The organism is Exiguobacterium sp. ERU653 (assembly GCF_018617775.1).
Classification (GTDB): Bacteria; Bacillota; Bacilli; order Exiguobacteriales; family Exiguobacteriaceae; genus Exiguobacterium; species Exiguobacterium marinum.
Map to the genome: position 1 here is coordinate 1,034,353 of NZ_JACSKV010000001.1, position 24,861 is coordinate 1,059,213.

The following is a 24,861-nucleotide window of genomic DNA, read 5'->3' on the forward strand; positions in this document are numbered from 1 at the left end:
AAGGAATTGAATCAATTCAATCCCTTTTGCTTACATTCTTTACAATACCCATATATCTCAAACTTATGGTCGACCACTTCAAATTCAGGATCGAGCGTTTCTACGAATCTCATTGGACACAAATCGAGTAGCTTCGTCTTCCCACAATTTCGACAAATCAAATGATGATGGTGGTGGTTCGCACTACACGTGACACGGAACGACTTTTCCCCGTCTAGCTCTGTCGCTTCGAGTAAACCTTCTTCAGCAAACGATTTGAGATTCCGATAGACTGTATCAAAACTCATCGTCGGATGCTTATCCCGCATATATTCAAGCACTTCCTTCGCACTGATATAGCGGTCTTCTTCAGAGAGATAGGCATACATTTCCAGACGTTTCGGTGTGACTTTTAAAGAGGACGAACGAAGTCGGTCCAGTCTTTCTGTCTCATTCATGATATACCTCCTTTTTCCTGAAACTCATCACTTTTTCAAGTAACATAACGATGGCAAGAATGCTGACAGCAATCAACACGATTACCCCACCTGGTGCGACATCGAGGTCATAGGCAAGGACAAGTCCACCGATTGTCGCGACCTCTCCAAAGATGACGGACCAAAGAATCGTCTGTTTGAAGCTTGAGGTGAAACGTAACGCAGCTGCGACCGGTAGGGTAATCAAGCTAGAGACGAGGAGCGTACCGACAATTCGCATGCTCACAGCAATGACAAGCGCAACGATGAACATGAACAGCGTGTGGAGCATCGTACTTGGCAGTCCAGAGACTTTTGCTTGCTCTTCATCAAATGACAAGAACAACAGTTGCTTATAAAAGATGATAATGACAACTAGGGTCACAACTGCTACACCAACAATCAATGATATATCAGACTGGCTCACTGCAGAAATCGATCCGAATAAGAGTGATGATAAATCAATAGAGAAGCCTCTAGAGAGCGATATGAAGATTGCACTGAGTCCCATCCCTGCAGACATCATAATTGGAATAGACAGTTCTTGAAAGTGAATATATTTCCCGCGCAACCAATTGAGCCCAAGTGCCGCTAGCACCGAAATTAACGTACCCATATAAAGCGGGTTTAGCCCAGCAAACAAGGCAATATATTGTCCAAGAAATAAGCTAAATGAAATACCGGCAAGGGTTATGTGTGACAGTGCATCGGCAATCAAGCTCATTCGTCTGACCACAACAAATGAACCAATTAAAGGAGCAGTGAAGCCGATGACAAGTGCCGCGATGAACGCATAACGTAAAAAACTATATGTCCAGAGATCTGCAATCATCTTGTACCCTCGTGAATGAGAACTTTGACAGGATATGGTTTGATGGATGATGCCAGTTCACCGAGCTCACTATATTCCCTTAAACCACAATTGCACGCCAATTTTCCATGATCAAGATGGACGACTTTCGTGACGAGGTCCGTCACAACGTTCAAATCGTGTGTGACGAGTACGAATGTACACGTCGTATGTTCTCTGAGCATATGCAATACTTCATAAAAATCCTGTAGATGCTTTTGGTCGACACCAACGGTCGGTTCATCGAGAATCAATAGATCGGGCTGGTTAACCATCGCCCGTGCGATGAAGACCCGTTGTTGCTGCCCACCTGATAATTCTCCAATTTTACGATGGCGAAACTGCCACATATTTACCGTTTCAAGAGCATTTTGAATCGCTGCTTGATCTTCTATTTTGAGACGTTTGAATAAACCAAGGCGACCATATCTTCCCATTGCTACGACCTCTTCCACCGTAACCGGGAATCCCGAGTTAAACGAGGCCGCTTTTTGGGAAACGTAACTGATACGAGACTTGTCTTTAAACTGCGAGATTGGCTTGTCAAAAAGTTCGACAGACCCTTGTTGTGGGTTTAGTAAACCAAGAATGGTTCGAATCAAGGTCGACTTCCCAGAACCGTTTTCTCCAACGATTGCGACAAAGTCCCCTTGTCGAATATCAATCGATACGTGTTGTAAGGCCGGTGTCCCATCATAGAAATAAGACACATCGTTTAATTTGACGACGGATTTTGTCATCTAATCCCTTCTCTCATTTGATAAATCGTAATCATTTCTACTTCCTAGGCGTTTGTATTATACAAAATATTAGACATGTCTTCAAGCAAGACCGGTTTCCCCCTCAGCGAAATGTTAAAATTCACGTAAATCATATGTTCGTTCAAAAGCTTGTCGATTACACTATTAGTATGAAGGGGATGGTTTTATGGAAAAGAAACTTGCAGTCATTGATATCGGGTCCAACTCGATCCGGAACGTCATTTTTGAAGTCAACGAGGAAGGACAATACTTTGAGCGTTTGAACGTGAAAGAGGTCGCTCGTTTATCCAGTCATATTAATGATTCGAATGAAATGACAGATGAAGGAATCGCTGCGCTCATCGATACATTACGTCATTTTAAGGAATTAAACGATTATCACACCGTTACCGATGTAGTCCCTGTGGCGACGGCTGCCATTCGGAACGCTAATAATTCGGATGAAATTTTACAACAAGTAAAGCTATCTACTGACATGACCATCCGTTTGTTAAGTGATTATGAAGAAGCGTATTACGGATACTCAGCCATTGTCAATTCGACCTATGTTGAAGATGGCTACTCGGTCGATATTGGCGGGGGATCAATGGAAGTCACCTATTTTCAGAACCGAGAGCTCGTCTTTTATCACAGCTTCCCGTTCGGTGCCGTCACATTGACAAAAGAGTTTATGAAAGACGATACAATGACGAAAGACGAACGTAAGGCATTGATTTCATACTTGAAGAAAGCATTCAAAGAAATTGAATGGTTGGAACCTCATGGCGTCCCACTTGTCGGTGTTGGTGGGACAGCTCGAAACTTAGTTCGTGTTGAACAGACCCTATCTAACTTTCCACTTGAAGGAATTCATCAATATACAATCTCTGCTGATCAACTTGAGGAAGTTGTAGACGAGCTCGTCGGAATGTCGAGTAAGCAACTCGGACGCTTGGACGGACTCTCTAAAGACCGCGTCGACATCATCGCACCTGCTGTCACAGCAATCGGAGAACTAGCAAAATATTTGAAAGTTCCTGAATTTACGATGAGTAACAATGGGCTTCGTGAAGGCCTCTTCTACGAAAACTATTTACATGAGCACGACAAAGTCCGTTTCGCCGACGTCAAAGAAGAGAGCTTCCGACATTTTGAAAAACAATATGATGTGAACCCCACCCGCCATCAACACTTGATTCGCTTGGCCCGTCAGTTGTATACCGGATTGATTGAAGAAAAAGTGATTAAACCGAAACCGTTCGAACCAGGGCTTCTTGAAGGGGCCTGTCGCCTCGCTTATGTCGGAGAGTATATCGATCATAACAACAAGAGCGACCACACGTTCCATTTAATCACTACAAACGATTTTAAAGGGCTAAACAACGAAGACCGTCTCGCCCTTGCTCTCGTCACATCATTTAAATCAAAACGAGTATTAGAACAACATATCGAAGCATTTCCGAAGTGGTTTGATCAAAAGTTGTTAAAGAGTCTTGAATTGCTCGGTTCCATTGTAAAGCTCGTCGATGCCTTCGATTTGACCGAACGCCAAATCGTCACCGATCTACATGTTTCTAGGTCAAAAGACGGACTTATACTCTCTCTTGAGACGAATGGGTCTGCTCGTTTTGAGTTGCAACGAAGTACACGACATAAAAAGCATTTAGAACGCGCAATCGACCAATCGATTGAGATCGTTATAAGTGAGGAGGAATAAACATGTCCGACTATACGTATGACCATTTCAACAACCGTGAACTCAGCTGGCTCGATTTCAATGAACGTGTTCTAGAAGAGGCGATGGACGAGCGAAATCCGCTAATGGAGCGTTTAAAATTTTTAGCAATCTTCAGCTCAAATCTTGACGAATTTTATATGGTGCGTGTCGGTGGATTAAAGGATGAGGTACTCGCCGGGTTTAACCGTCCAGAAGATAAGACGGGACTAACTCCGAAACAACAAATTAAGTCGATTTCGATGCGAGCACAGGAACTCGTCGAGACCCAATATGCGACCTATAAAAAAATCACGAAACAGCTATCTAACCAGAATGTCCGCTTTTTACGCACGAAACATTTGAACAAGACACAGCAGGACTTTGTGAAAGAGTATTTTCGCACACATGTTTTTCCGGTCCTCACTCCGATTGCAATTGATGCCTATCGGCCGTTTCCAATGCTTTTATCAAAATCGTTGAATATCGCCGTCGAAATCGCTTCAAACAGCGAAGGAAAGAAACGACTCGCCCTCGTTCAAGTTCCATCTGTTCTTCCTCGTTATCTGGAACTGCCTACCGATGATGAGGAACATACAGATTTGGTTTTACTAGAAGATTTAATCATTCAATTTATCGACTCGCTCTTCAAAGGATTCGTCGTCGAATCAACGATGCCATTCCGAATTACCCGTAATGCTGATATGCCGTTTCATGAGGAAGACAGTCGCGACGTCTTGAAACAAATCGAAAAAGAACTGAAAAAACGACGTTACGGGGTTGGCATCCGACTCGAAGTGCAACAACGTTCATTACGAAAAGAATTGTTGTTCATGCTACAAGATGTCCTCGATTTACACGACCGTGACATTTTCATCGTCGATGGTCCAATCGACCTGACCTTTTTATTCGGTATATACAGCCAAATCGGGATGGAATACGATGATATGATCAATGAGACATTGATTCCCTTTATCCCCGAAGGTCTAGAATCCGGAAAAGATTTATTCCAAAACATCGCCAAACAGGATTATCTGCTTCATCACCCGTATCACTCGTTTGATCCGATCGTCCGATTTATCGCTCAAGCTGCAAAAGACCCGAATGTGTTAGCCATCAAACAGACACTATACCGAGTCTCAGGGGACTCCCCAATCATCAAAGCGTTGACCGATGCTGCAGAAAGCGGGAAGCAAGTGACCGTTCTCGTTGAATTGAAGGCGCGCTTCGATGAAGAGAAAAATATTCAATGGGCGAAGCAACTTGAAAAAGCCGGGGCTCACGTGATTTACGGTTATAAAGAACTCAAAACGCATTCTAAAATCACACTCGTCGTTCGAATCTTAGAAGGAGGAGTATTGCAGCGCTTCGTCCACCTCGGAACAGGTAACTATAATGACTCTACAGCAAAATTGTATACCGATGTTGGGCTCCTCACGACAAATGAGGAACTCGCTGAGGATGCCACAAACTTTTTCAACTGGTTGTCCGGTTATGGAGAAAGACCGTCCTGGCATCAATTTGAGACATCTCCCGATGATATGAAAGATTTTTTCCTCAATAAGATTGAAGAAGAGATTAAATTACATGAGAAGTATGGCAATGGACGAATTGTCGCCAAGATGAATTCGATAACAGATCGAGCTATCATCACTAAACTATATGATGCTTCCTCTGCAGGAGTAAAAATCGATTTGATTATACGTGGAATTTGTTGCTTGCGGCCAGGAATCAAAGGTGTCTCTGAAAACATTCGAGTCATTTCCATTATCGATCGCTATCTCGAACACTCACGAATCTTTTATTTCTATCAAAATGGCAAAGAAGACTTGTACTGTTCTTCAGCTGACTGGATGACCCGTAATATGAAGAAGCGGATTGAGATTCTCTTCCCTATCCTGAATACATCGCACAAGACGTATATTAAAGACATGATGGCTCTTCAACTCGTTGATAACGTTAAGGCAAGAAGACAGCGTTCTGACGGACGATATGTATATGTGAAAGGAGAGGCCAAAGAAGAAGAGATCCAGTCACAAATCATCATTCATCAATATACAGGTGGTCGTTGGAATAACATTCCAAGCGTCTTTGAGCGGGAACCTTCAAATTGGGCCGAACGTGAAGTCCTCCGTCTGCGATCTGAAAATGAGAAAATGACAGATGACTGATGTTAGACTTCTCAAAAGAGGAAAGTCATTGTATAATGAATTCGGTTACGTCATTATAAAGCGCTTTCAATAAAAGAGACGGAGGAATTATACATGCAAGAAATTTTACTATCATTACTCGCTGGTTTGATTTGCGGTGCTATTTTTACAGCACTCAAACTGCCACTTCCGGCACCACCGGTATTACCAGGAGTTGTCGGCATCTTCGGGGTCTTCCTTGGAATGAAAGTCTATCAATTCGCTATGGCAAACTGGCCATTCTAAAAAAGATGTCCCTCAAAAAGGGACATCTTTTTTAGTACAGTGTATGGATTGCTTTATGACAGGTCGGACATATCCATATACCATGCTCATCTGAAAGGTGATACTCCATCAATTTTGTCGCATCACTCCCGTAACGCACTGCGAGGTCAGTTTGACAAATCGAGCACATGGTCGATTGAGGCAACGGTGCGAATAGCTTTTCTCGAAATATATGCGCTTCATAAGTCTCTTTCGTCCATTTAGACGACGGTACGTGATAGCCGTCATTCCACTTTTTCCGCATCGACTCGTACGGTTCATCCACCTGATACATGCCAATCTTTAATAGCGGATGATGAAAGTGAAGTTGTAGCAGATCCACCAAGCTATACGTTGCCAAGCCTTCTACCCCATCACCGAGCCAATATGGATCATCCGGTCGCATAATCTTTTCTTCTAACAAAATCTCCGCTTCCGCCACAATCCCATGTCCAATCACTTCGATAAACGCTGTCGGAGTCGTTACTTTCCCTTTTACATAAACCGGACTTTGCTCAAGGAAATAAGTCGGGAATGCGTTCCAGACGTCGTATCGATTCGGGTCGACCTGAAGGACGTTCATCACTTATTGATGAGCTAGCGTGAATTGATCACGCCATTCAGAATCAAATTGATTCGCACGGAACATCTCAATTTCTTGTTTGTATGGAGCAATTTTCGTTTTTTCACTGATTGGGATATATGGTGTCTCTAAAATTTTTGGTAGATGTGCGAATGCCTCATGATGAACAATACGATTTAATGTATCAAATCCAATCTCGCCATATCCGATGTTTTCATGACGGTCTTTTTTCGCACCGCGAACGTTCTTCGAATCATTCACATGAAGTACGCCGAGACGATCGATTCCAACGATGCGATCGAATTCTTCGATTACACCGTCTAAATCACCGACTAAATCATACCCAGCGTCATGAACGTGACACGTATCAAAGCAAACGGACAGACGATCATTATGTGTTACGCCGTCGATGATAGTCGCAAGCTCTTCAAACGTCTTTCCGAGTTCGCTCCCTTTTCCTGCCATCGTCTCAAGCGCGATTTTCACTTGTTCGTCACCCGTCAGTACCTCATTTAGTCCTTCAATGATTCGGGCGAGACCGACTTCTTCTCCTGCGCCGACATGTGCTCCAGGGTGGAGGACAACGTGACGAGCTGCTTGTAGTGCTTCAGCCCGTTTTAATTCCTGTGTCAAAAAGGAAACGGCCAACTCGAACGTCTCTGGCTTTGTCGTATTTCCGAGATTGATGATATACGGGGCATGTACGACAATCTCCTCGATGTCGTGTGCCGACATATGCTTCAGGGCCGCCTCGATGTTCAAATCTTCAATCGGTTTACGTCGTGTATTTTGGGGGGCACCTGTATACACCATCATCGTATTCGCCCCGTACGACACGGCCTCTTCACTACCTGCAAGTAACATCTTTTTACCTGATACCGAAACGTGTGAACCTATTTTTAACATCATCATCTTCCCTTCATATGCTTCTTTCTTTAGTTTACACAAAAAGAAGAACCGACTCCAAGAAGTCGATTCTTCAAATGATTAACGTTTGTTTTTTTTGCGTGCAGCCCGACGATCCGTGCGCTGTTGTTGCATATGCTCGCGTGATGCGGTCTCTTTTAACTTATACTTAAATTTCTTCTTATAGCCAGGCTTCACTTTTTTCTTCGCCTTTTTAATTTCACCAGCCATACGGCTATGTGCCGTATGCGAAACTTTCATTTTCCGGTCTGTTTGGCGACGACGACGTGTTTTAATCGGTTGAATCGAACCGTTACGCAAATCGACGTGTGTGAATTCGAACCCACGCTCTTCGAGACGATTGATCGGCCCATTTTCATGGTCCTCGTATAGAGTATATGCCTCACCTGATGCGCCCGCACGACCAGTACGACCGACACGGTGCGTGTAGAAATCAAGATCTTTCGGGATGCCGTGGTTGATGACGTGAGAAACTCCTGAAATATCAATTCCGCGAGCCGCCAAATCAGTCGCAATAACATATTGATACTTGGCATCATTAATATCTTTGATGGCTTGTTTACGGCGACGGGCTTGCATGTCTCCATGTAACGTACCTACATTTAATCCTGCTTCACGGAACGATGTTTCCAATTCATCCGCTTCTTGTTTCGTATTTGTGAATACAAGACAAACAAAAGGATTAATTGCTTTTGCAATTTCAACAGTCAAGTCTTTGCGGTCACGGTGACGGACCGGAATGACATGGTGTTTGATTTTTGGTGCGACACGATCTTCAGGGCTTGCTTCAGCAAAGCGCGGATCGTGCAAATATTTCTTCAAGAACGGCTCAAGTTTCTCAGGGATTGTCGCTGAGAAGACCATCGTTTGAAGTTTTTCCGGGAGTGACTGCGCGATGCGGTCAACTTCCGGTAAGAACCCCATATCGAGCATTTGGTCGGCTTCATCGACGACAAAATGCGTAACTTTGTGCGAGAACAAAGCCTGCACTTTCATCAAGTCAAGGATTCGTCCAGGCGTCCCGACGATGAGTTGTGGTGGATTTTTCATCTTATCGATTTGACGTTCGCGGTCTGTTCCTCCGACAATCAAACTTGATTTGATATAATCCGGATTTTTAATAAGAATCGATTTCAATTCTTCATGAATCTGCCAAGCGAGTTCACGTGTCGGGGCGACTACGATAGCTTGAACTGATGCTTCTTCTGGGTTGATCGCTTCGACGATCGGTAACAAGAACGCAAGTGTTTTACCCGTTCCTGTCTGTGATTTTCCAATAATATCTCGACCATTTAATGCAGCCGGAATAATCCGTGCTTGTATATCGGTCGGTTTTGTGATGCGCTTTTCTGTTAAGGCATCAATCATAAACGGTAGCAATTTGAACTGTTGGAAGCTGTTCAATCGATACACCTCCTGTTTCTTTCCACTTTTCCTAGCATAGCGGAATCAAATGATTTGTCAATCAATCTTTTGCCACACCTTCGTATAAATAACTTGCTGAATAATAGTGTTTGGCAATTTTCTTTCCATTTAAATGTAGTTCGAGCGCTTTGAATCCGACTTCCATCATCTCATTCGGTGACTGCACGACAGTCGCATTGACTTTCCCATTTTGAATGAGGGGATAGATATCTGAGATGCCGTCCACCGATACGATGGTCTTGTCCGTCAAACCGTGACTTTCTAAAGCTCGGATGACACCGAACGTATTATCGTCATTGTGCGAAAAGACGGCATCAAAAGGGATATCTTCTTCTAGCCAACGAGACATCTCAATTTCTGCTTGAAACGTATCGTAATTCCCAGTGATCGATGCGATGATTTGAAAATGATCGGCATTTGCCTTCTCATATTCGCGAATCCCGAGGCTGCGGTCCATCGTGGAGCGGACTTTCGGGGTTCCCCTTACCTCTACCACGCGAATCGGTCGTTCGAGATCACTATACTTCGCAGCAATCTGTTCTGCTGCCATTCGTCCGATATCGACATTGTCAGATACGACCGATGTCAAGACACTCGAATGATCAATCATACGATCAATTGCAATAATTGGAATGTTTTCACGTTTAGCGCGTTCTAATGAAGGTTGAATAAACGTATCATCTAGCGTCGTTAAAAAGATTGCCTCGACACCTCGGTCAATCAAAGAATCTAGCTTTTCTTTTTCAAGGACACGTGAGTCCTCACTCGTCGTCGGAATCGGAGTAAACCCTTTTTGATTGGCCGTATGCACAAATGAGTCTAATAATTTGTTCGCATGTTCATGCTTATCACTGACAAACACAAACCCAACTTCTTTTTCCCTTATTTTTTTCTCCGGTAACTGTATCGATGTAATGAGAAGAATAGTCATCGCCCAAATAATCGGCAACCAGAGCCAATAATGTTTAAGTCCCTTCATGATGGTTGTCTCCTTGGGATTTTGATTAAAATCGCCGTCCCCTTGCCTAACGAACTATCAATCTCCATCATACCGTTCACACTTTTCAAGTACTCTTGAATCATGTAAATGCCAAGACCGTTCCCACTCTCTTTCGTTGTATGGAAAGCGGAACCGAACATCTTAAGTTGTTCCTCACTCATGCCAACCCCATTGTCTTCAATTAAGAAACGATACTCCTGTTCCGTAAAGAGAATCGTAACAACCACACTTCCCTTTGCACCCTCCGTTTCCACGGCATCAACAGCGTTTTTGAATAGGTTATAAATGATTTGAACGAGCATATCAAATGACGCATAAAATGGTGGCATGTCGTTCGGTACAAGTAATTCCCATTTAGTCGGGCGCTTATAACATTCAGCATCCATTAAAAATTCGAGACGCTTCGTAAAGTCTATCATATTAATCCATTCTTCATACTTCCCCGCCTGATCTGGCTTAGCGAGCGTCAACATCGTCGAAATTAAACTGTTTGCCCGCTCTAACTCCTTAATGGCAACGTCGACCATATCCTTGCTGCCCTGTCCTTCTCGTACCATTTGTAACGTGATGTGCACTGGGGTCAAAGGGTTTCGAATTTCATGCGCAATCCCCGCGGCCAGTTGACCAAGTGAAGCTAATTTTTCTTGATGTAAGATTAGCTGTTGCTGGCTCAACTGTTCACGTCGAGATGTTTCCATCCGCTGCGCATAATCGTTATATGTGTCGAGTAACGTTTCCACTTCTTTTGAACCAGTTCGTTCCAATGAGATCGTTCCGAGGGATTGTTGCTTTTTGATGCGATTGACCAGCTCGACAAGGGGGTTTGTCAATGTACGGGAGAGTAACAACCCAACGAGAATACTCAAGAAAAATGTGACGAGTGCGATCATCAAGTATTGCCAACGCGTATCATACACTGTCTCGTACACCGAATCATTCTGATGTTTTGCGAGCATGCTCCATCCACTGACACGGGCATCTGGTTCATACATCAACGTGTCTTCATCCGTACTTAGAATGGTCCGCGTGTTTCGTCCTAACGTTTCGTCAATGACTTCACGCGAAACACGACGCTCCGAATCTGTGACCAGATTGAATGAGGTAGTCAATACTTCGCCTTGATTGTCTAACAAGTATAAGATCATATCATCATTAGCAGATTCTAACGAACGACGATACAAATCAGAGTTCAAGACACTGATACTCCCGCCAAAGATTCCGACCGGTCGATTGTCTTCGATGACAGGAACATATAAGAAAGTTCCCATATCTCCACTGATCATGATGGGGTCACTCATATATAATTCTCTTCCACTAGCAGTCAACACTTCCATGAATTTAGGATCGCGTTTAATAATAGATGAAGAGACCTGCCGTTCGGAGTACCATTTAAACGAATCTTGCCTAGCATCATAATAAAAGATTGATGTAAAACTCGTCCGTTGATTCAAATAACCTGTTCGGATTCGTTCTTCAATCCATGGTTCGTTTCCTACATAAGCACCAAGGTAAACTAAATCTTCATACAATTTTCCGATTCGGGACTCAATATTTTCAATACTGTCATCAATCGCATAATCAAATTGTTCTTTTGCAAGTTCTTCTGCTCGAGACACCGTGACGCGATCAGCAGAAAAGGCAAGCGATGAAATGACAAGTGCTAAAATAATGATAATAATGAACGTGATTTGGAAAAAGTAAGATTTTCTAAGCTCATGCAATTGTTTCATGCGATTCACGGCGTCCCTCCTTTCTAACCTAAAAATTATAGCATGAATACACGCAAATCTTTTCGTATTTTCGAAACAATGTTAGACTAATACGTATGAAAGCACTTCGAAAGGAGCCTTCGTCTTCATATGAAAGTTAAAAAAATTAGTCCACGCGGATATTGCTATGGTGTCGTCGATGCCATGAAACTCGCAAATGAGGCGGTCGCAAATCCAGATTTGCCACGCCCGATTCATATACTTGGAATGATTGTTCATAATCGTCACGTCACACAGGCATTTGAGGATCTCGGTGTCAAAACGGTCGATGGTGATGATCGGATGCAGGCACTCGAAACAATTGATTGTGGTACGGTCGTCTTCACGGCACACGGAATTTCACCACTCGTTCGCAAACGGGCCATCGAGAAAGGGTTGACGATTGTTGATGCCTCGTGTCCAGACGTACTTGTCACACACGATTTGATTCGTGAAAAAACAGCAGAAGGATATGATGTCATTTACATCGGAAAACATGGACATCCAGAACCGGAAGGCGCAATCGGGGTTGCACCTGACCATGTTCACTTGATTCAATACGAACATGAAATCGATCAGTTACCGAGTCGATTGTTTGAACGAAAAATTCTTGTGACAAACCAGACGACGATGAGTCAATGGGACGTTTCCACATTGATTGAAAAAATTCAGGCACGTTATCCGCATATTGAAGTGCATAACGAAATTTGTAACGCGACACAAGTACGTCAGGAAGCCGTTGCTGAACAGGCTGGTGACTGCGATTTACTAATTGTCGTCGGAGATCCTAAATCAAATAACTCGAATCGCTTGGCACAAGTATCAAAAGAAATCGCCGGTACGAATGCGTATCGCATCGGTGACTTGAGCGAACTGGATATGGATTGGCTCGAAGGTGTGGAGACCGTTGCCGTGACGTCCGGTGCCTCTACACCTACTCCAATTACTAAAAAAGTGATCGACTTCTTGTCACAGTACGAACCTGAAGATTTGAGCACGCACGATAAAACGCCGTATCTCGAGCTTCGAAGTATCTTACCAAAAGTTAAAGCATTGCGGAAGTGAAGGAATCCCCCATTCTCTTATATGAGGATGGGGGATTTTAGGTTATCTAAACTTAAACGGGTTCGTGTTTACTTCGGAAATCATCAAGTCGACATCAATTTTTGCCTTCAAAAATTTCTCGCTAAGCATATCGACGACTCCTCGTTTCATGACACTCTCGACATGATGACCTGGATCTACTACCGCAAGCCCTAAAGCCATCGCATCATGGGCCACATGGAAGTATAAGTCACCTGTCACATATGCATCCGCTCCTCTAAAATGAGCTGCTGATACATATTTATTCCCATCCCCACCTAATACGGCTACTTTTTCAATTGACCGCTCTAAATCACCAACGACTCGCACGCCTTCTACGCCAAAGCTTGTCTTTACATGATCAGCGAACTTTTCGAGTGTCAGCGCTCGTTCGAGTCGTCCGATTCGTCCTAGACCATACACATGTCCGTCAATCTCATCACGGACCAAGTCATACGCGACTTCTTCATAAGGATGTGCATCTTTCATCGCTTTCAAGACACGCTTTTTCTGACTTTCGCGAACGACTGTTTCAATTTTCATCTCATTCACTTGCTCGGTTTCATGCGGACGCCCAATGAACGGGGTCGTTTCATCAAGCGGAGTAAATTGTCCTGTCCCAGAAACCTGAAACTGACAATCCGCATAGTCTCCGATATGTCCTGCCCCTGCCTTTCCTAGGGCACGGGAGACGTCCTGGGCGTGTGTTTCTGGCACGAATACAGATAGTTTATAGACCGGCTCTTCATACGTCGGAACGAGCACTTTCGTGTCACGCAACCCGATTGCTTCACTCATCCAGTCATTGACACCACCGACACACACGTCTAAGTTCGTATGTGCGACGTAGACCGCAATGTTATGTTGAATGCACTTCATCGTAATTTTTCCTGCCGTGGAGCGATCATTAACTTGAGATAACGGGCTAAAAATCGGGGGGTGGTGCGCAATAATCAAATCGATTTCGTTCTCAATCGCTTCGTCAACGACCGATTCGAGAACATCGAGTGTCACCATAACCCGCTTAACCTCTTTATTTAGCGTACCGATTTGCAAACCAATTTTATCACCTTCGACTGCCAGATGTTTCGGTGCAAACTCTTCAAATAATTGAATCACTTGATTGCCATTCGCCATTACTGACTCACCTCTCTCATCTTGTCACGCATTTTCTTAAATTCGACTTGTTTTTGAATCAGTGCCTCTGACTGAATCCCGTCTGCCATTTGACCGAGAACGTACTCCAACTTATCTGCTTCTCGACTCCATTTGAGCTTGAATGGTTCTGGTCGTTCCTGAATGAGAAAGGGACCGAATAACAATTGCCAATTCCGTTCATTCACTTCTTCACTGTAAATCGTTTCTATCCCTTTTTCGCCCACAAGAATCTCATATACCTTATCGTTCTCTTCCACAATCGCCTCTTCGACGAGGACATAGCCATTCTCAAGCAACCAGCTTCGAACGTGCTGCCCGTCGACGTTAGGTTGAAGAATGAGACGTTCGACCGCACCCAATTTCTCTTTACCTGCTTCAAGGATGGAACGAATCAAACTCCCTCCCATCCCGCAAATCGAGATACAAGTTGCCTCATCCTCTTTCAATACTGCGAGACCATCACCAAGTCGCACATCGATTGCATCAAGGGATTCAATCAGGTCCACTTGTGCTCTTGCAGCCTCCATCGGACCTACATTCACTTCTCCTGCGATTCCTTTTGAAATGATTCCTTGTTGAAGGGCATAACATGGTACGTATGCATGATCCGACCCGATATCGGCAAGCACACTTCCTTTAGGGATATAATCGACAACCTGCTTCAAGCGGCGGTCTAAGATGATACGTTCTTGCATTCAAGACAACTCCTTTGTTCTACTTCTTCTTTAGCGTATCGAATTCTCCGCACTTCGACAACAAAAAACGCACCCCATTATGGAGTGCGCAACCTCTTATTGTTCAATCAACCAGTTCGCAAGCACTTCTGCTTCTTCAGCCGATGCAAGACCTGCTGGCATCGATCCTTGTCCATTGACGATGATGTTTGCGATTTCTTCTGGTGAAAGGCGATCACCTACTCCAGTAAGCGCTGGACCTACGCCACCTTCAAGGTTTCCGCCGTGGCAACCTGTGCAACCCTTCGCTGCGTATAACTCTTCTGGGTTCATTTCAGTGACTGCTGGACCTTCAGCCGCTTGTTGCGCCTGATTCACACCAAAATACGATAATGATACCATGGCAATAATTGCGACGATTGCGATTGCCGCAAACGGTAACAATGGATTACGCATTGTAGTTCCCCCTCATGTTCATTCCAAATTTCTATCCAACACTATTTTACTCAAAAAATAATAAAGAAGGAAGGAAAATCACTCATTTTCCTTCCTTTCTTCTAAAACTTCACACTTTATACAAATATGAAATTAATCGAGGAAGTCTTTCAAGCGTTTGGAACGACTAGGGTGACGTAATTTACGAAGAGCTTTCGCTTCGATTTGACGAATCCGCTCACGTGTGACGCCGAATACTTTTCCGACTTCTTCAAGTGTACGTGTGCGACCATCATCTAACCCGAAACGAAGGCGAAGGACATTTTCTTCCCGGTCTGTCAACGTATCGAGGACATCTTCTAATTGCTCTTTCAACAATTCATATGCAGCTGCATCTTGTGGTGCCATCGCGTCCTGGTCTTCAATGAAGTCCCCGAGATGTGAATCGTCCTCTTCCCCAATCGGTGTTTCAAGTGAAACTGGTTCTTGAGCAATTTTTAAAATCTCACGAACTTTTTCAGGTGTGAGCTCCATCTCTTTGGCAATTTCTTCTGGAGCTGGTTCACGACCGAGATCTTGAAGCAATTGACGTTGAACACGAATCAACTTGTTGATTGTCTCGACCATGTGTACCGGAATACGGATCGTCCGGGCTTGGTCAGCAATCGCACGGGTAATGGCTTGACGAATCCACCACGTTGCGTACGTCGAGAACTTGAACCCTTTCATATAGTCGAACTTTTCGACTGCTTTAATGAGTCCCATGTTTCCTTCTTGAATCAAATCAAGGAAGAGCATCCCACGACCGACGTAGCGTTTCGCAATCGATACGACAAGGCGTAAGTTTGCTTCTGCGAGACGTTTCTTCGCCTCTTCGTCTCCTTGTTCGATTCGCTTAGCAAGCTCTGTCTCATCTTTCGCGCTCAGAAGATCGACACGACCGATTTCTTTCAGATACATGCGAACCGGATCGTTGATTTTAATCCCAGGTGGTACTGACAAATCGTTTAAATCAACTTCCTCATCCTCTTTTTTCGCAGGGGTTTCTTCTGCGTCAGCTGCATCTTCTGTGACACGGATATCTTTCGCTTCTAAATCTTCGATGAAGTTATCGATGAAATCCGAATCCACCTCAAAATGACTGAGGCGATCTTGAATCGCTTGCATTGAGACGACGCCCTTTTTCTTTCCTAACTTTTCAAGCTCTTCTATGGCGTTAAATAAATCCTCTTTCTTCTTCTCTGCCATCTAGCAGTTCAACTCCTTCCAAACTTCATCCACGATCATCGTTCTCGAAGACGACGACTACGGGCAATCAATTCTTGTAGCTTGGACGCCTGGTCTACTATACTTTCGGCGTCTTGAGCGATTTCCCTTTTTGCACGCTCGATTTGACGTTGCTCCTCATAACTGTTTATGACCCGAATGTATTCGTCTAAAACCTCTTCAGACAGTTCATCCGGTCCAGCCATCAGGCGAATTTCCGCAAAGCGCATCGCATAATCGGGGCGTTGATCACAATAACGCTCCATAAAAGGAAGCGTAACTTGATCAAATTCATCTTGTGTCATCGTTTCGGATACAACTTCATACAATGCAGAGCCAAGCATACGATGGATTTCATCTTGATAACGAAGCCCTAAGCGGTCACGTACGAAACGAACCTGCTCCGGTCCCGTCAACATCGCGCGCAACAAGTTCTTTTCAGCTTTCATCCAACGAGGCTCACCTGTTTTACTCGAACGTTTTCGTATCGGTTCCACAGCGTCAACTGTGCGAGTTGGATTTGATTCGCTTGACGTCGGATGAGGAATTCTCGAACGAAGCGTCTCTAGCGGAATTTCAAACTCATCCGACAGCTTTTTCACATACATATCTCTTCGAATCGAATCATTCGTCTTACCAATCTCTTCAAGCATAGATTCAATAAAGCGAATCCGTTCTCCTTCTCGATTCAAGTTTTTCCCTCGCCTGAGCATCCGATTCATAAAATCAAGAACACTCAATTGTTCAGTTTCGACAAACTGTTGCCAGTGAGTTGCCCCATGTTGACGGATATAATCGTCCGGATCGGTCTTTTCTGGTAGCGGCAAAACTTGTACATCAAGTGGAGACGTTTCTAATAGGCGAATGACTTTTTGAGTCGCTTCTTGTCCCGCGTGGTCCCCATCATAACAGATGACCACTTCTTCCACGATACGAGACAGGGCTCTTGCATGTTGTGGAGAAAATGCGGTACCGAGTGATGCCACGACTTCTTTTGTCCCCGCTTGTGCCACTTGCAAAACGTCAACGTTTCCTTCGACGAGGAAGACACGTTTTTTCTTTCGCATCAATGCCCTCGCCTGGGAGAAACCGAATAACAGTTCACTTTTATTGAATAACGGTGTTTCAGCCGTATTCACGTACTTTGGCTGTCGATCATCAATCGCACGGCCACTGAAGCCCACGATGGTGCCGTCTCGATCCGCAATCGGAAAGACGACCCGTCCTTCAAATCGGTCAAAATATTCACCGGATTTAGACTTCGAAATCAAACCTGCTTCAACCATCACTTCTAAATCGAACCCTCGTCGCTCCAACAACTCGACAGTAAAGCGTCGTTGATCTGGGGCAAAACCAATCTTATATTGCGCAATCGTCTCTTCGTTTAACTCGCGATTTCGCAAATATGACAATCCCACTTCGCCAGCTTCCGTTTTCATCAATACTTCATGATACAAGTCAGCAACGAGTCGATGCGCATCCCGCATCTGTTTGCGCCATACTTGTTCACGTGTCAATTCTTCGTCACCTTGGATGCCGTCTACTGAAATGCTCGCGCGCGTTGCTAGGCGCTCGACCGTTTCGGGAAAGGATAACCCTTCGGTCTCCATCACAAATGTAAATACATTTCCTCCGGCACCACAACCGAAGCAGTGATACATCCCTTTTTCGGGCGAAACGGAGAAGGACGGAGAGTTCTCGGAATGGAAGGGACATAATCCGACCAATCGATGTCCCTGTTTCTTTAATTCGACACGTTCGCCAATCAACTCCACGATATCGGTTGCCTGTTTCACTTCTGCGATAACTTCATCTGGTATCCGTGGCATCTTGACCACTCCCTGTTTCCAATCTCGCAACGAAACGGAACGCTCATCACGTTCCGTTTCACTGTACTGTCAATACTCTATTATACCCTCTCGAAGCAACGAATACTAATTGAAACACTTATTTACTTCAGACGTCTTTAGATTGTTCGAGGTGACGCAGAATGATTCCCGCAGTCTCTTCGACAGCCTTGTTTGTCACGTCGATGACTTCACAACCGACTCGTTCATAAATCCCGCGTGCATACTCGAGCTCACGATTGATTCGCTCGAGTTGTGCATAATCCGCTTCCGGCTTCAACCCGAGTGACTTTAGGCGTTCCATTCGAATTGAAATCAACTTTTCTGGCGAGATGATCAATCCGATACATCGTTCTGCAGGTAAATCAAACAATTCCTCAGGTGGTCGTGATTCCGGGACGAGAGGCACGTTTGCGACTTTATATCGTTTGAGTGCTAAATATTGAGATAACGGTGTCTTTGACGTCCGGGAAACCCCGACAAGCACGATATCGGCTTTTTTCAGCCCGCGTGGATCCCGACCGTCATCATACTTGACGGCAAATTCCATCGCTTCGATTTTTCGGAAGTAGTCGTCATCTAACCGATAGATGAGCCCCGGTTTCTCTCGCGGGGCTTCTTTCAATTGTCCTGATAATACGTCGAGTAAATCACCGAGCAAGTCGACCGTCTTTACTTGATGCTCTTTTCCGAGTCTCATGAGAAGAGCCCTGTGTTCCTCATTGACGAGCGTATACGCGATAATCGCCTGTTGAGCCCTCGCTTGTGTGACCACATCGATGATTGTCTGTTCATCTTCAACGAACGGGATGCGAAGTGTCTCAATTGCATTCTCGTGAAATTGGATACTCGCTGCTCGGACGACGAGTTCACATGTTTCTCCGACCGAGTCACTTACAACGAACACGAGTTGTTTCATAGTCAAATCGATTTCCTCCTCAGATTGACTCATCGTTCGCTAACGCAATGAGCACCTTCGTCATGTTAGTTTTCGTCATTCGACCGAGAACAATCAATTTTCCATCCTTCTCTTCAACGACAGGCATGGCATCAATTTGTTTTTCAATCAATTTCATACCTGCCCGAATTAACGTTTCACCCTTCTCACATACTGTAATATTCGGCATACGCGTCATGATGACGTTGACCGGTAATTGGTCCAAATCCTGATTTCCAATCGCAGCACGGAGAAGGTCTTTACGAGATAATACACCGACCAACTCTCGATCACGTCCAACTACGAACAAGGACCCAACATCTTCCAAAAATAGTGTGACAATTGCATCATATACTGTCATTTCATCCCGAACGACTTTTGCAGATGACATGAAGTCCCCTACAGTCAAGGAATCTAGCTTTTCTCGGAGCATTGACGAGTTTCGTTTGCCAACGAACGTGTAGCCGACACGAGGTCTAGCTTCAAGTATTCCTGTCATCGTCAAGATGGCGAGGTCGGGTCGCAGGGTTGCGCGCGTCAATGACAATTCTTGCGCGATTTGTTCCCCTGTAATCGGTCCGTTCTCCTTCACAATCTCAGCAATCTTTTGTTGGCGTTCATTCAGTTGCATAGCCAACCCCCTCTAGTTTGTTTAGAGTACGAGCGCGTTGAAGTCTGCGACACTCTTAATCGTCGTAGCAAGTCGGTTCATTTCATGGAGACGGTTTTGGCGTACTGCCTCGTCCTCACTCATGACCATTGTATGTTCAAAGTACATCATAATTGGTGATTCAAGCATTTGAAGGAGCTCTAACGCTTTTTGATAATCTCCCGCCTGAACAGCGTTGTTCGTTTCAGGAGCTATTCGTTCAATCGCTTCATGTAAGGCAATCTCTTCATCATTTTCAAACAATGAAGGGTCGACATCTCCTGGCTCACCTTTTTTCGAAATGTTGACGACGCGCGACAATTGCTCAATCAAAGATTTTGCATTCGTCGATACGAAGTGTTGAATTGCTTGTGCACGAGCATCAAGGCGATTGATCGTCAATGTCGTCGTCAATACCGCGTCAATCACATCGTAGCGGACCTTCTGTTCTTGTAGACGGTATTTCAACCGGAGTTTGAAGAAGTCCACCAGCTGATCCTTGACTTGTTCTTTATCGGCTTCAAAGAGTCCTGCCTTCAGCTGTAATTCGACAATTTTTGAAAGCAGCTTGTCGAGTGAGAGATCAATTTTCCAATCTCCAAGAATTTGAACGACCCCTTGAGCTTGACGACGTAGGGCGAACGGGTCTTGCGAACCACTTGGAATCATGCCGATTCCGAAGAATGCTACAATCGAATCAAGCTTGTCCGCTAGAGCAAGTACAGCACCTGTTGCCGTCTCCGGGGACTGATCTCCTGCGAAGCGTGGCATATAATGCTCACGAACAGCTGCCGCCACTTCCTGATCCTCACCTTGCTGAAGCGCGTACTTCTCACCCATGATTCCTTGAAGCTCAGTGAACTCGTATACCATCTGACTCACCAGGTCGAATTTATGAATTGCACCGGCACGGCTGACTTTTTCGATATCTGCGTCAAATAAAGGTGCGAGCATCTGCGCAATTTCAGTCACGCGACGTGCTTTCGCTCCAGTCGTCCCCAATTTTTCATGGAATACGATGCGATCGAGACGAGCGAGTTGGTCATCAATCTTTGTCTTTTTGTCCTCCTCATAGAAGAAGACGGCATCTGCAAGACGAGCACGGATGACTTTTTCATTCCCGCGCGCCACGTTTTCTAGGTGCTCTGCATTTCCATTTCGGACCGTGACAAAGTAGTTTTTCAACGTTTCGTCGATATAAACTGGGAAGTAACGTTGATGCTCTTTCATCGTTGTGATGAGTACTTCCTCAGGGAGGTCGAGATACGCCTCCTCAAATTCTCCGAAGAGGGCAGTCGGCCATTCGACTAAGTTTGTGACCTCTTCGAGTAAGTCAGCATCAAGCGGAACTGTCCATCCTTGTTTTGTGGCAAGTTCCTTAATTTGACGTTCGATTTCAGCTTTACGAGTCTCGTAGTTTGCCATGACAAACGCAGACTCTAATGTCTCTACATACGCTGCTGGTGATTCGACGACAACGTCTCCTTTACTGAGGAAGCGATGACCACGCGTCACGTTGCCGGTTTTCACGCCTTCGATTGTAAAATCGATGATGTCCTTACCAAATAGAGCAATCAACCAACGAATCGGACGCATGTAGCGTAAACTACTCGTTCCCCACTTCATGTTTTTTGGGAACGTCAGGCTACGAACGACGTCTTCGAGACCGTTTAACAATGAGCTTGTTTCCTGACCTTCTTCATGACGTTCTGCGAAGACATACTCGACCCCTTTTTCTTCTGCGAAGTACAGGTCCTCGACTGTCAATCCACGACCGCGAGCAAATCCTTGCGCCGCTTTTGACCAGTTCCCTTCCGCGTCCTGAGCAATCTTCTTAGCAGGTCCACGGAGTGTTTCTTTCAAATCCTGTTGCGTTTCGGCTACATCACGAACGATGACGGACAAGCGACGCGGTGTAGAATAAACCTCAATCGACCCAAATTCAACACGAGCTTCTTTTAAAAACGCATCAACACGTTCTGCCAATTGTTTCTCTGAACGCAAGACGTATTGAGCCGGTAGCTCTTCTAATCCAATCTCTAGTAAAAGGTCACGCATTCAAGTCACCTGCTTTCTCTTGTTTCAAAAGTGGGAAACCAAGGCGTTCCCGTTCTTCAATAAATTTAGCAGCACATGTACGTGACATGTTACGTACGCGTTGAATGAATCCGGTACGTTCCGTCACCGAAATGGCGCCTTTTGCATCCAACAAATTGAATGTGTGCGAACATTTCAGAATGTAATCGTACGCAGGGAAGACGAGATTCTCTTCAAGAGCACGTTTCGCTTCTTTCTCATATGTGTCGAATAACGTGAACAGCATGTCGACATCCGATAATTCAAACGTATATTTTGAGTGTTCGAATTCAGGTTGGTAGAAAATATCACCGTATTTGAAGCCGTCTGTCCATACGAGATCGAATACACTCTCCACTTCTTGAATGTAAGAGGCGAGACGTTCGAGTCCGTACGTGATTTCTACGGCAATCGGGTCACACTCGATTCCACCGACTTGTTGGAAATACGTGAATTGCGTGATTTCCATCCCGTTTAGCCAGACTTCCCAACCGAGACCAGCTGCTCCGAATGTCGGGTTTTCCCAATTATCTTCAACGAAACGAATGTCGTGCTCAAGCGGATTGATTCCAATCAACTCGAGACTTTCTAAGTAAAGTTCTTGAATGTTGCTTGGAGAAGGTTTCATGATCACCTGGAACTGATGGTGTTGATACAGACGGTTAGGGTTCTCACCATAACGTCCATCAGCCGGACGGCGTGATGGTTCTGTGTAACAAACGTTCCAAGGTTCTGGACCTAGAGTTCTTAACGTAGTCATTGGGTTCAGCGTTCCTGCCCCTTTTTCAACATCGTACGCTTGCATCGTCAAACAACCTTTTGATGCCCAAAAGTTTTGTAGCGTGAGAATGATTTCTTGCATAGTCATATGCTTCATAAATGACACCTCCAATAGTATTGAAACGACAAAAAACGCCCCTATGTGCCTAGCACATAGGGACGGGATTGATTCCCGCGGTTCCACCCTACTTGCCCCAACATCGGGGCCACTCTTAAAGATGTGGGCGCTCTGGAATCGCCGTTCACCCTTCTCATGACGTTCGGCTCACACTATCCCGAACTCGCTTAACTCATGACAGGAAGAGTTACTTTTTTCCTTCATCGCGCACGCTATTTCATTTGTCTAATCGTAACTCATCGTATCGAATTCACTATAAAAAGTCAATCCTCATTCAGATGAAGTCGAATCATTTGGTCGAGTACACGCTTTGTCTTCAATCGCAACCCACTATACGATTCCATATATGCATCAAATAGCTGACGTAAAAGAATTCTTGACTCGTCTGATAGCGGTACGTTTCGAAATTCTGATAGATTGTGCTTACTCATCAAATAGAGAAGTTTCGCCAGTCGTTCCGACAGCCGAATCGTTCCTTCTTCTTGATGTCTTGCACATAAAAAGCCACCAGATGCAACAGAGAAGTACATCGGGTCCGTTACGTCCCCGCATCGCACACAACCCGTTAATACAGGGGAAACACCTAACAGATGTAAAATGCGTAATTCAATATGATGGGTGATTACGTCTGCATCCATCCCCGCATTCAACGCTTGGAGAGCATCTTGTAAAATTCGAAACAGTGGACGATTCTGCACCCGATCTTCCACAGAGCGGTCGACAAGCTCTAACCAATACATCGCATACGACATCCGCACAACATCTTTTCGAATCTCCGGGTAGGAGGTGACGACATCGGACGATTTTAACTGAGCCAGTCCCCGGCTAGACGGAAAAATATATATACCTTCTACGAACGGCTGACTCGAAGCGTGAAATCGGCTGCCCGGTTTCTTTGCGCCTCGTGCCATAATCGCAACTTTGCCGAGTTCTTCTGTAAACAATGTCACGACTTTATTCGATTCACCATAATTGACGGTACGAATGACGACTCCCGTGACTTTTTGTAACATGGCTTAATACTCGTCGTCGCGGAAACCGAGGTCACGTAGCTGACCCATCTTGTTACGCCAGTCTTTCTGAACTTTGACCCAAAGGTTCAAATACACTTTCGTACCGAGAAGAGCCTCGATATCGTGGCGGGCATCTGTTCCGATTTCGCGAAGCATCGTCCCTTTTTTCCCGATAATGATCCCTTTTTGAGAATCCCGTTCCACCATGATCACGGCTTCGACGTCGATCATCTCGGAGTTTTCACGTTTCTTAATCGATTCGATGGCCACAGCGATTGAGTGTGGCACTTCATCGCGTGTCTTATGCAACACTTTCTCACGAATCATCTCAGAGATAATAAAACGCTCCGGATGGTCGGTCACTTGATCGGCAGGATAATACATCGGTCCTTCCGGCAATAACTTTTTGATTTCACCTAAGAGCGGTTCGACGTTATTGCCTTGTAGCGCCGAAATCGGGACGTACGCTGCAAAATCCAGTTCATTCGTATACTGTTCAATCACCTTTGGTAGTTCGTCGGGATGAATTAAATCAATCTTGTTCATAACCAAGATGATTGGTGTATCGAGCCCTTTAAGCTTCTCAATGATAAAATCGTCCCCGGCACCACGAGGTTCAGTCACATTCACCATGAAAAGAATCGCATCGACTTCGCGAAGGGCATTCGTCGCTACTTTCATCATGAAGTCACCGAGACGATGTTTCGGTTTATGGATTCCCGGAGTATCGATGAATATGATTTGTGAATCATCCGTCGTGTATACGCCTTGTACTTTATTTCGTGTCGTTTGCGGTTTATCCGACATGATGGCAATCTTTTGACCAATCACGTGGTTGAGGAATGTTGATTTTCCGACGTTCGGTCGGCCAATGATCGACACGAATCCAGATTTAAAATCTTCTTGATACATAGTGCACCTGCTTTCTCA

23 protein-coding genes are annotated in these 24,861 nt (G+C 44.8%); 4 read left to right on the top strand and 19 right to left on the bottom strand.

Features of this window, described 5'->3' with window-relative positions; all coding sequences use genetic code 11:
* Window positions 1–11: 11 nt before the first annotated feature.
* From KNO95_RS05385 to KNO95_RS05395, 3 genes are read right to left on the bottom strand one after another with little or no spacing between them, the layout of a single operon-like run.
* A complete protein-coding gene (locus KNO95_RS05385) occupies window positions 12–437 on the bottom strand; it encodes a Fur family transcriptional regulator (protein WP_026825692.1) in 426 nt (141 codons plus the stop codon).
* Window positions 430–1,287 carry a metal ABC transporter permease gene (locus KNO95_RS05390; RefSeq protein ID WP_026825691.1) on the bottom strand — a complete coding sequence of 286 codons (858 nt, stop codon included), beginning with the start codon at window positions 1,285–1,287 and terminating at the stop codon, window positions 430–432. Before KNO95_RS05390 ends, KNO95_RS05385 begins: the two co-directional genes overlap by 8 nt.
* A complete protein-coding gene (locus tag KNO95_RS05395; RefSeq protein ID WP_214701835.1) occupies window positions 1,284–2,045 on the bottom strand; it encodes a metal ABC transporter ATP-binding protein in 762 nt (253 codons plus the stop codon). Before KNO95_RS05395 ends, KNO95_RS05390 begins: the two co-directional genes overlap by 4 nt.
* A gap of 187 nt (window positions 2,046–2,232) precedes the next feature.
* Between KNO95_RS05395 and KNO95_RS05400 the strand changes: the two genes are divergently transcribed.
* The 3 genes from KNO95_RS05400 (at window position 2,233) to KNO95_RS05410 (ending at window position 6,194) form a co-directional block, all read left to right on the top strand.
* On the top strand, window positions 2,233–3,762 hold the full coding sequence (locus KNO95_RS05400; RefSeq protein ID WP_214701834.1) for a Ppx/GppA family phosphatase: 1,530 nt from the start codon (window positions 2,233–2,235) through the stop codon (window positions 3,760–3,762).
* Between the two features lie 2 nt (window positions 3,763–3,764).
* Window positions 3,765–5,930 (top strand): RNA degradosome polyphosphate kinase, encoded by a 2,166-nt coding sequence (locus KNO95_RS05405; RefSeq protein ID WP_214878433.1) that lies wholly within the window; start codon window positions 3,765–3,767, stop codon window positions 5,928–5,930.
* 93 nt (window positions 5,931–6,023) lie between these two features.
* Complete coding sequence (locus tag KNO95_RS05410) at window positions 6,024–6,194, top strand: DUF1427 family protein (protein ID WP_034770979.1); 171 nt, start codon at window positions 6,024–6,026, stop codon at window positions 6,192–6,194.
* Window positions 6,195–6,225: 31 nt separating this feature from the next.
* Here KNO95_RS05410 and KNO95_RS05415 read toward each other — a convergent pair whose 3' ends face one another.
* The 5 genes from KNO95_RS05415 to KNO95_RS05435 form a co-directional block, all read right to left on the bottom strand.
* Entirely contained in the window at window positions 6,226–6,795 is a 570-nt protein-coding gene (locus KNO95_RS05415) for a hypothetical protein (RefSeq protein WP_214878435.1), read from the bottom strand.
* 3 nt (window positions 6,796–6,798) lie between these two features.
* Window positions 6,799–7,701, bottom strand: a complete 903-nt coding sequence (locus KNO95_RS05420) for a deoxyribonuclease IV (RefSeq protein ID WP_026825686.1) — start codon at window positions 7,699–7,701, stop codon at window positions 6,799–6,801.
* An 81-nt stretch (window positions 7,702–7,782) separates the two neighbouring features.
* Entirely contained in the window at window positions 7,783–9,126 is a 1,344-nt protein-coding gene (locus KNO95_RS05425) for a DEAD/DEAH box helicase (RefSeq protein WP_034770978.1), read from the bottom strand.
* Between the two features lie 61 nt (window positions 9,127–9,187).
* Window positions 9,188–10,126, bottom strand: a complete 939-nt coding sequence (locus tag KNO95_RS05430; RefSeq protein WP_214878438.1) for a sugar ABC transporter substrate-binding protein — start codon at window positions 10,124–10,126, stop codon at window positions 9,188–9,190.
* Window positions 10,123–11,877 (bottom strand): sensor histidine kinase, encoded by a 1,755-nt coding sequence (locus KNO95_RS05435; protein WP_251129371.1) that lies wholly within the window; start codon window positions 11,875–11,877, stop codon window positions 10,123–10,125. The genes KNO95_RS05430 and KNO95_RS05435 overlap by 4 nt, the downstream gene beginning before the upstream one ends.
* A gap of 129 nt (window positions 11,878–12,006) precedes the next feature.
* Between KNO95_RS05435 and KNO95_RS05440 the strand changes: the two genes are divergently transcribed.
* The gene (locus KNO95_RS05440) at window positions 12,007–12,960 is read left to right on the top strand and encodes a 4-hydroxy-3-methylbut-2-enyl diphosphate reductase (RefSeq protein ID WP_026825682.1); all 954 of its coding nucleotides are present in this window, start codon (window positions 12,007–12,009) and stop codon (window positions 12,958–12,960) included.
* A 42-nt stretch (window positions 12,961–13,002) separates the two neighbouring features.
* Here the strand turns inward: KNO95_RS05440 and KNO95_RS05445 are convergent, their stop codons facing one another.
* From KNO95_RS05445 to era, 11 genes are all read right to left on the bottom strand, one after another.
* Window positions 13,003–14,115 carry a Nif3-like dinuclear metal center hexameric protein gene (locus KNO95_RS05445; RefSeq protein WP_214701832.1) on the bottom strand — a complete coding sequence of 371 codons (1,113 nt, stop codon included), beginning with the start codon at window positions 14,113–14,115 and terminating at the stop codon, window positions 13,003–13,005.
* The gene (locus KNO95_RS05450; protein ID WP_026825680.1) at window positions 14,115–14,831 is read right to left on the bottom strand and encodes a tRNA (adenine(22)-N(1))-methyltransferase; all 717 of its coding nucleotides are present in this window, start codon (window positions 14,829–14,831) and stop codon (window positions 14,115–14,117) included. The genes KNO95_RS05445 and KNO95_RS05450 overlap by 1 nt, the downstream gene beginning before the upstream one ends.
* 96 nt (window positions 14,832–14,927) lie before the next feature.
* Window positions 14,928–15,266: a cytochrome c550 gene (gene cccA / locus KNO95_RS05455; RefSeq protein ID WP_026825679.1), complete on the bottom strand. Its 339-nt coding sequence runs from the start codon at window positions 15,264–15,266 to the stop codon at window positions 14,928–14,930.
* 132 nt (window positions 15,267–15,398) lie between these two features.
* Entirely contained in the window at window positions 15,399–16,493 is a 1,095-nt protein-coding gene (rpoD, locus tag KNO95_RS05460; RefSeq protein WP_026825678.1) for an RNA polymerase sigma factor RpoD, read from the bottom strand.
* Between the two features lie 35 nt (window positions 16,494–16,528).
* The gene (gene dnaG / locus KNO95_RS05465) at window positions 16,529–18,340 is read right to left on the bottom strand and encodes a DNA primase (protein ID WP_026825677.1); all 1,812 of its coding nucleotides are present in this window, start codon (window positions 18,338–18,340) and stop codon (window positions 16,529–16,531) included.
* Between the two features lie 127 nt (window positions 18,341–18,467).
* Complete coding sequence (locus KNO95_RS05470) at window positions 18,468–19,277, bottom strand: pyruvate, water dikinase regulatory protein (protein ID WP_034770974.1); 810 nt, start codon at window positions 19,275–19,277, stop codon at window positions 18,468–18,470.
* 19 nt (window positions 19,278–19,296) lie between these two features.
* The gene (ccpN, locus tag KNO95_RS05475) at window positions 19,297–19,926 is read right to left on the bottom strand and encodes a transcriptional regulator CcpN (protein ID WP_026825675.1); all 630 of its coding nucleotides are present in this window, start codon (window positions 19,924–19,926) and stop codon (window positions 19,297–19,299) included.
* A gap of 21 nt (window positions 19,927–19,947) precedes the next feature.
* Window positions 19,948–22,002, bottom strand: coding sequence for a glycine--tRNA ligase subunit beta (gene glyS, locus KNO95_RS05480; RefSeq protein WP_026825674.1), 2,055 nt, complete (start codon window positions 22,000–22,002; stop codon window positions 19,948–19,950).
* A complete protein-coding gene (glyQ, locus tag KNO95_RS05485; protein WP_200868294.1) occupies window positions 21,995–22,888 on the bottom strand; it encodes a glycine--tRNA ligase subunit alpha in 894 nt (297 codons plus the stop codon). The genes glyS and glyQ overlap by 8 nt, the downstream gene beginning before the upstream one ends.
* A 293-nt stretch (window positions 22,889–23,181) precedes the next feature.
* Window positions 23,182–23,931 (bottom strand): DNA repair protein RecO, encoded by a 750-nt coding sequence (gene recO / locus KNO95_RS05490; RefSeq protein ID WP_026825672.1) that lies wholly within the window; start codon window positions 23,929–23,931, stop codon window positions 23,182–23,184.
* A gap of 3 nt (window positions 23,932–23,934) precedes the next feature.
* Window positions 23,935–24,843 (bottom strand): GTPase Era, encoded by a 909-nt coding sequence (gene era / locus KNO95_RS05495; protein WP_026825671.1) that lies wholly within the window; start codon window positions 24,841–24,843, stop codon window positions 23,935–23,937.
* Window positions 24,844–24,861: the final 18 nt, after the last annotated feature.

What these genes read in the sequence shown, in the direction of transcription:
- KNO95_RS05390 (WP_026825691.1), bottom strand. Translation starts at nt 1,287, where the DNA reads ATGATTGCAGATCTCTGGACATATAGTTTTTTACGTTATGCGTTCATC.
- era (WP_026825671.1), bottom strand. Translation starts at nt 24,843, where the DNA reads ATGTATCAAGAAGATTTTAAATCTGGATTCGTGTCGATCATTGGCCGA.
- recO (WP_026825672.1), bottom strand. Translation starts at nt 23,931, where the DNA reads ATGTTACAAAAAGTCACGGGAGTCGTCATTCGTACCGTCAATTATGGT.
- glyQ (WP_200868294.1), bottom strand. Translation starts at nt 22,888, where the DNA reads ATGACTATGCAAGAAATCATTCTCACGCTACAAAACTTTTGGGCATCA.
- KNO95_RS05405 (WP_214878433.1), top strand. Translation starts at nt 3,765, where the DNA reads ATGTCCGACTATACGTATGACCATTTCAACAACCGTGAACTCAGCTGG.
- KNO95_RS05420 (WP_026825686.1), bottom strand. Translation starts at nt 7,701, where the DNA reads ATGTTAAAAATAGGTTCACACGTTTCGGTATCAGGTAAAAAGATGTTA.
- glyS (WP_026825674.1), bottom strand. Translation starts at nt 22,002, where the DNA reads ATGCGTGACCTTTTACTAGAGATTGGATTAGAAGAGCTACCGGCTCAA.
- KNO95_RS05450 (WP_026825680.1), bottom strand. Translation starts at nt 14,831, where the DNA reads ATGCAAGAACGTATCATCTTAGACCGCCGCTTGAAGCAGGTTGTCGAT.
- ccpN (WP_026825675.1), bottom strand. Translation starts at nt 19,926, where the DNA reads ATGCAACTGAATGAACGCCAACAAAAGATTGCTGAGATTGTGAAGGAG.
- KNO95_RS05435 (WP_251129371.1), bottom strand. Translation starts at nt 11,877, where the DNA reads ATGAAACAATTGCATGAGCTTAGAAAATCTTACTTTTTCCAAATCACG.
- KNO95_RS05395 (WP_214701835.1), bottom strand. Translation starts at nt 2,045, where the DNA reads ATGACAAAATCCGTCGTCAAATTAAACGATGTGTCTTATTTCTATGAT.
- KNO95_RS05410 (WP_034770979.1), top strand. Translation starts at nt 6,024, where the DNA reads ATGCAAGAAATTTTACTATCATTACTCGCTGGTTTGATTTGCGGTGCT.
- KNO95_RS05415 (WP_214878435.1), bottom strand. Translation starts at nt 6,795, where the DNA reads ATGAACGTCCTTCAGGTCGACCCGAATCGATACGACGTCTGGAACGCA.
- KNO95_RS05445 (WP_214701832.1), bottom strand. Translation starts at nt 14,115, where the DNA reads ATGGCGAATGGCAATCAAGTGATTCAATTATTTGAAGAGTTTGCACCG.
- KNO95_RS05430 (WP_214878438.1), bottom strand. Translation starts at nt 10,126, where the DNA reads ATGAAGGGACTTAAACATTATTGGCTCTGGTTGCCGATTATTTGGGCG.
- KNO95_RS05440 (WP_026825682.1), top strand. Translation starts at nt 12,007, where the DNA reads ATGAAAGTTAAAAAAATTAGTCCACGCGGATATTGCTATGGTGTCGTC.
- KNO95_RS05400 (WP_214701834.1), top strand. Translation starts at nt 2,233, where the DNA reads ATGGAAAAGAAACTTGCAGTCATTGATATCGGGTCCAACTCGATCCGG.
- KNO95_RS05385 (WP_026825692.1), bottom strand. Translation starts at nt 437, where the DNA reads ATGAATGAGACAGAAAGACTGGACCGACTTCGTTCGTCCTCTTTAAAA.
- KNO95_RS05470 (WP_034770974.1), bottom strand. Translation starts at nt 19,277, where the DNA reads ATGAAACAACTCGTGTTCGTTGTAAGTGACTCGGTCGGAGAAACATGT.
- rpoD (WP_026825678.1), bottom strand. Translation starts at nt 16,493, where the DNA reads ATGGCAGAGAAGAAGAAAGAGGATTTATTTAACGCCATAGAAGAGCTT.
- dnaG (WP_026825677.1), bottom strand. Translation starts at nt 18,340, where the DNA reads ATGCCACGGATACCAGATGAAGTTATCGCAGAAGTGAAACAGGCAACC.
- cccA (WP_026825679.1), bottom strand. Translation starts at nt 15,266, where the DNA reads ATGCGTAATCCATTGTTACCGTTTGCGGCAATCGCAATCGTCGCAATT.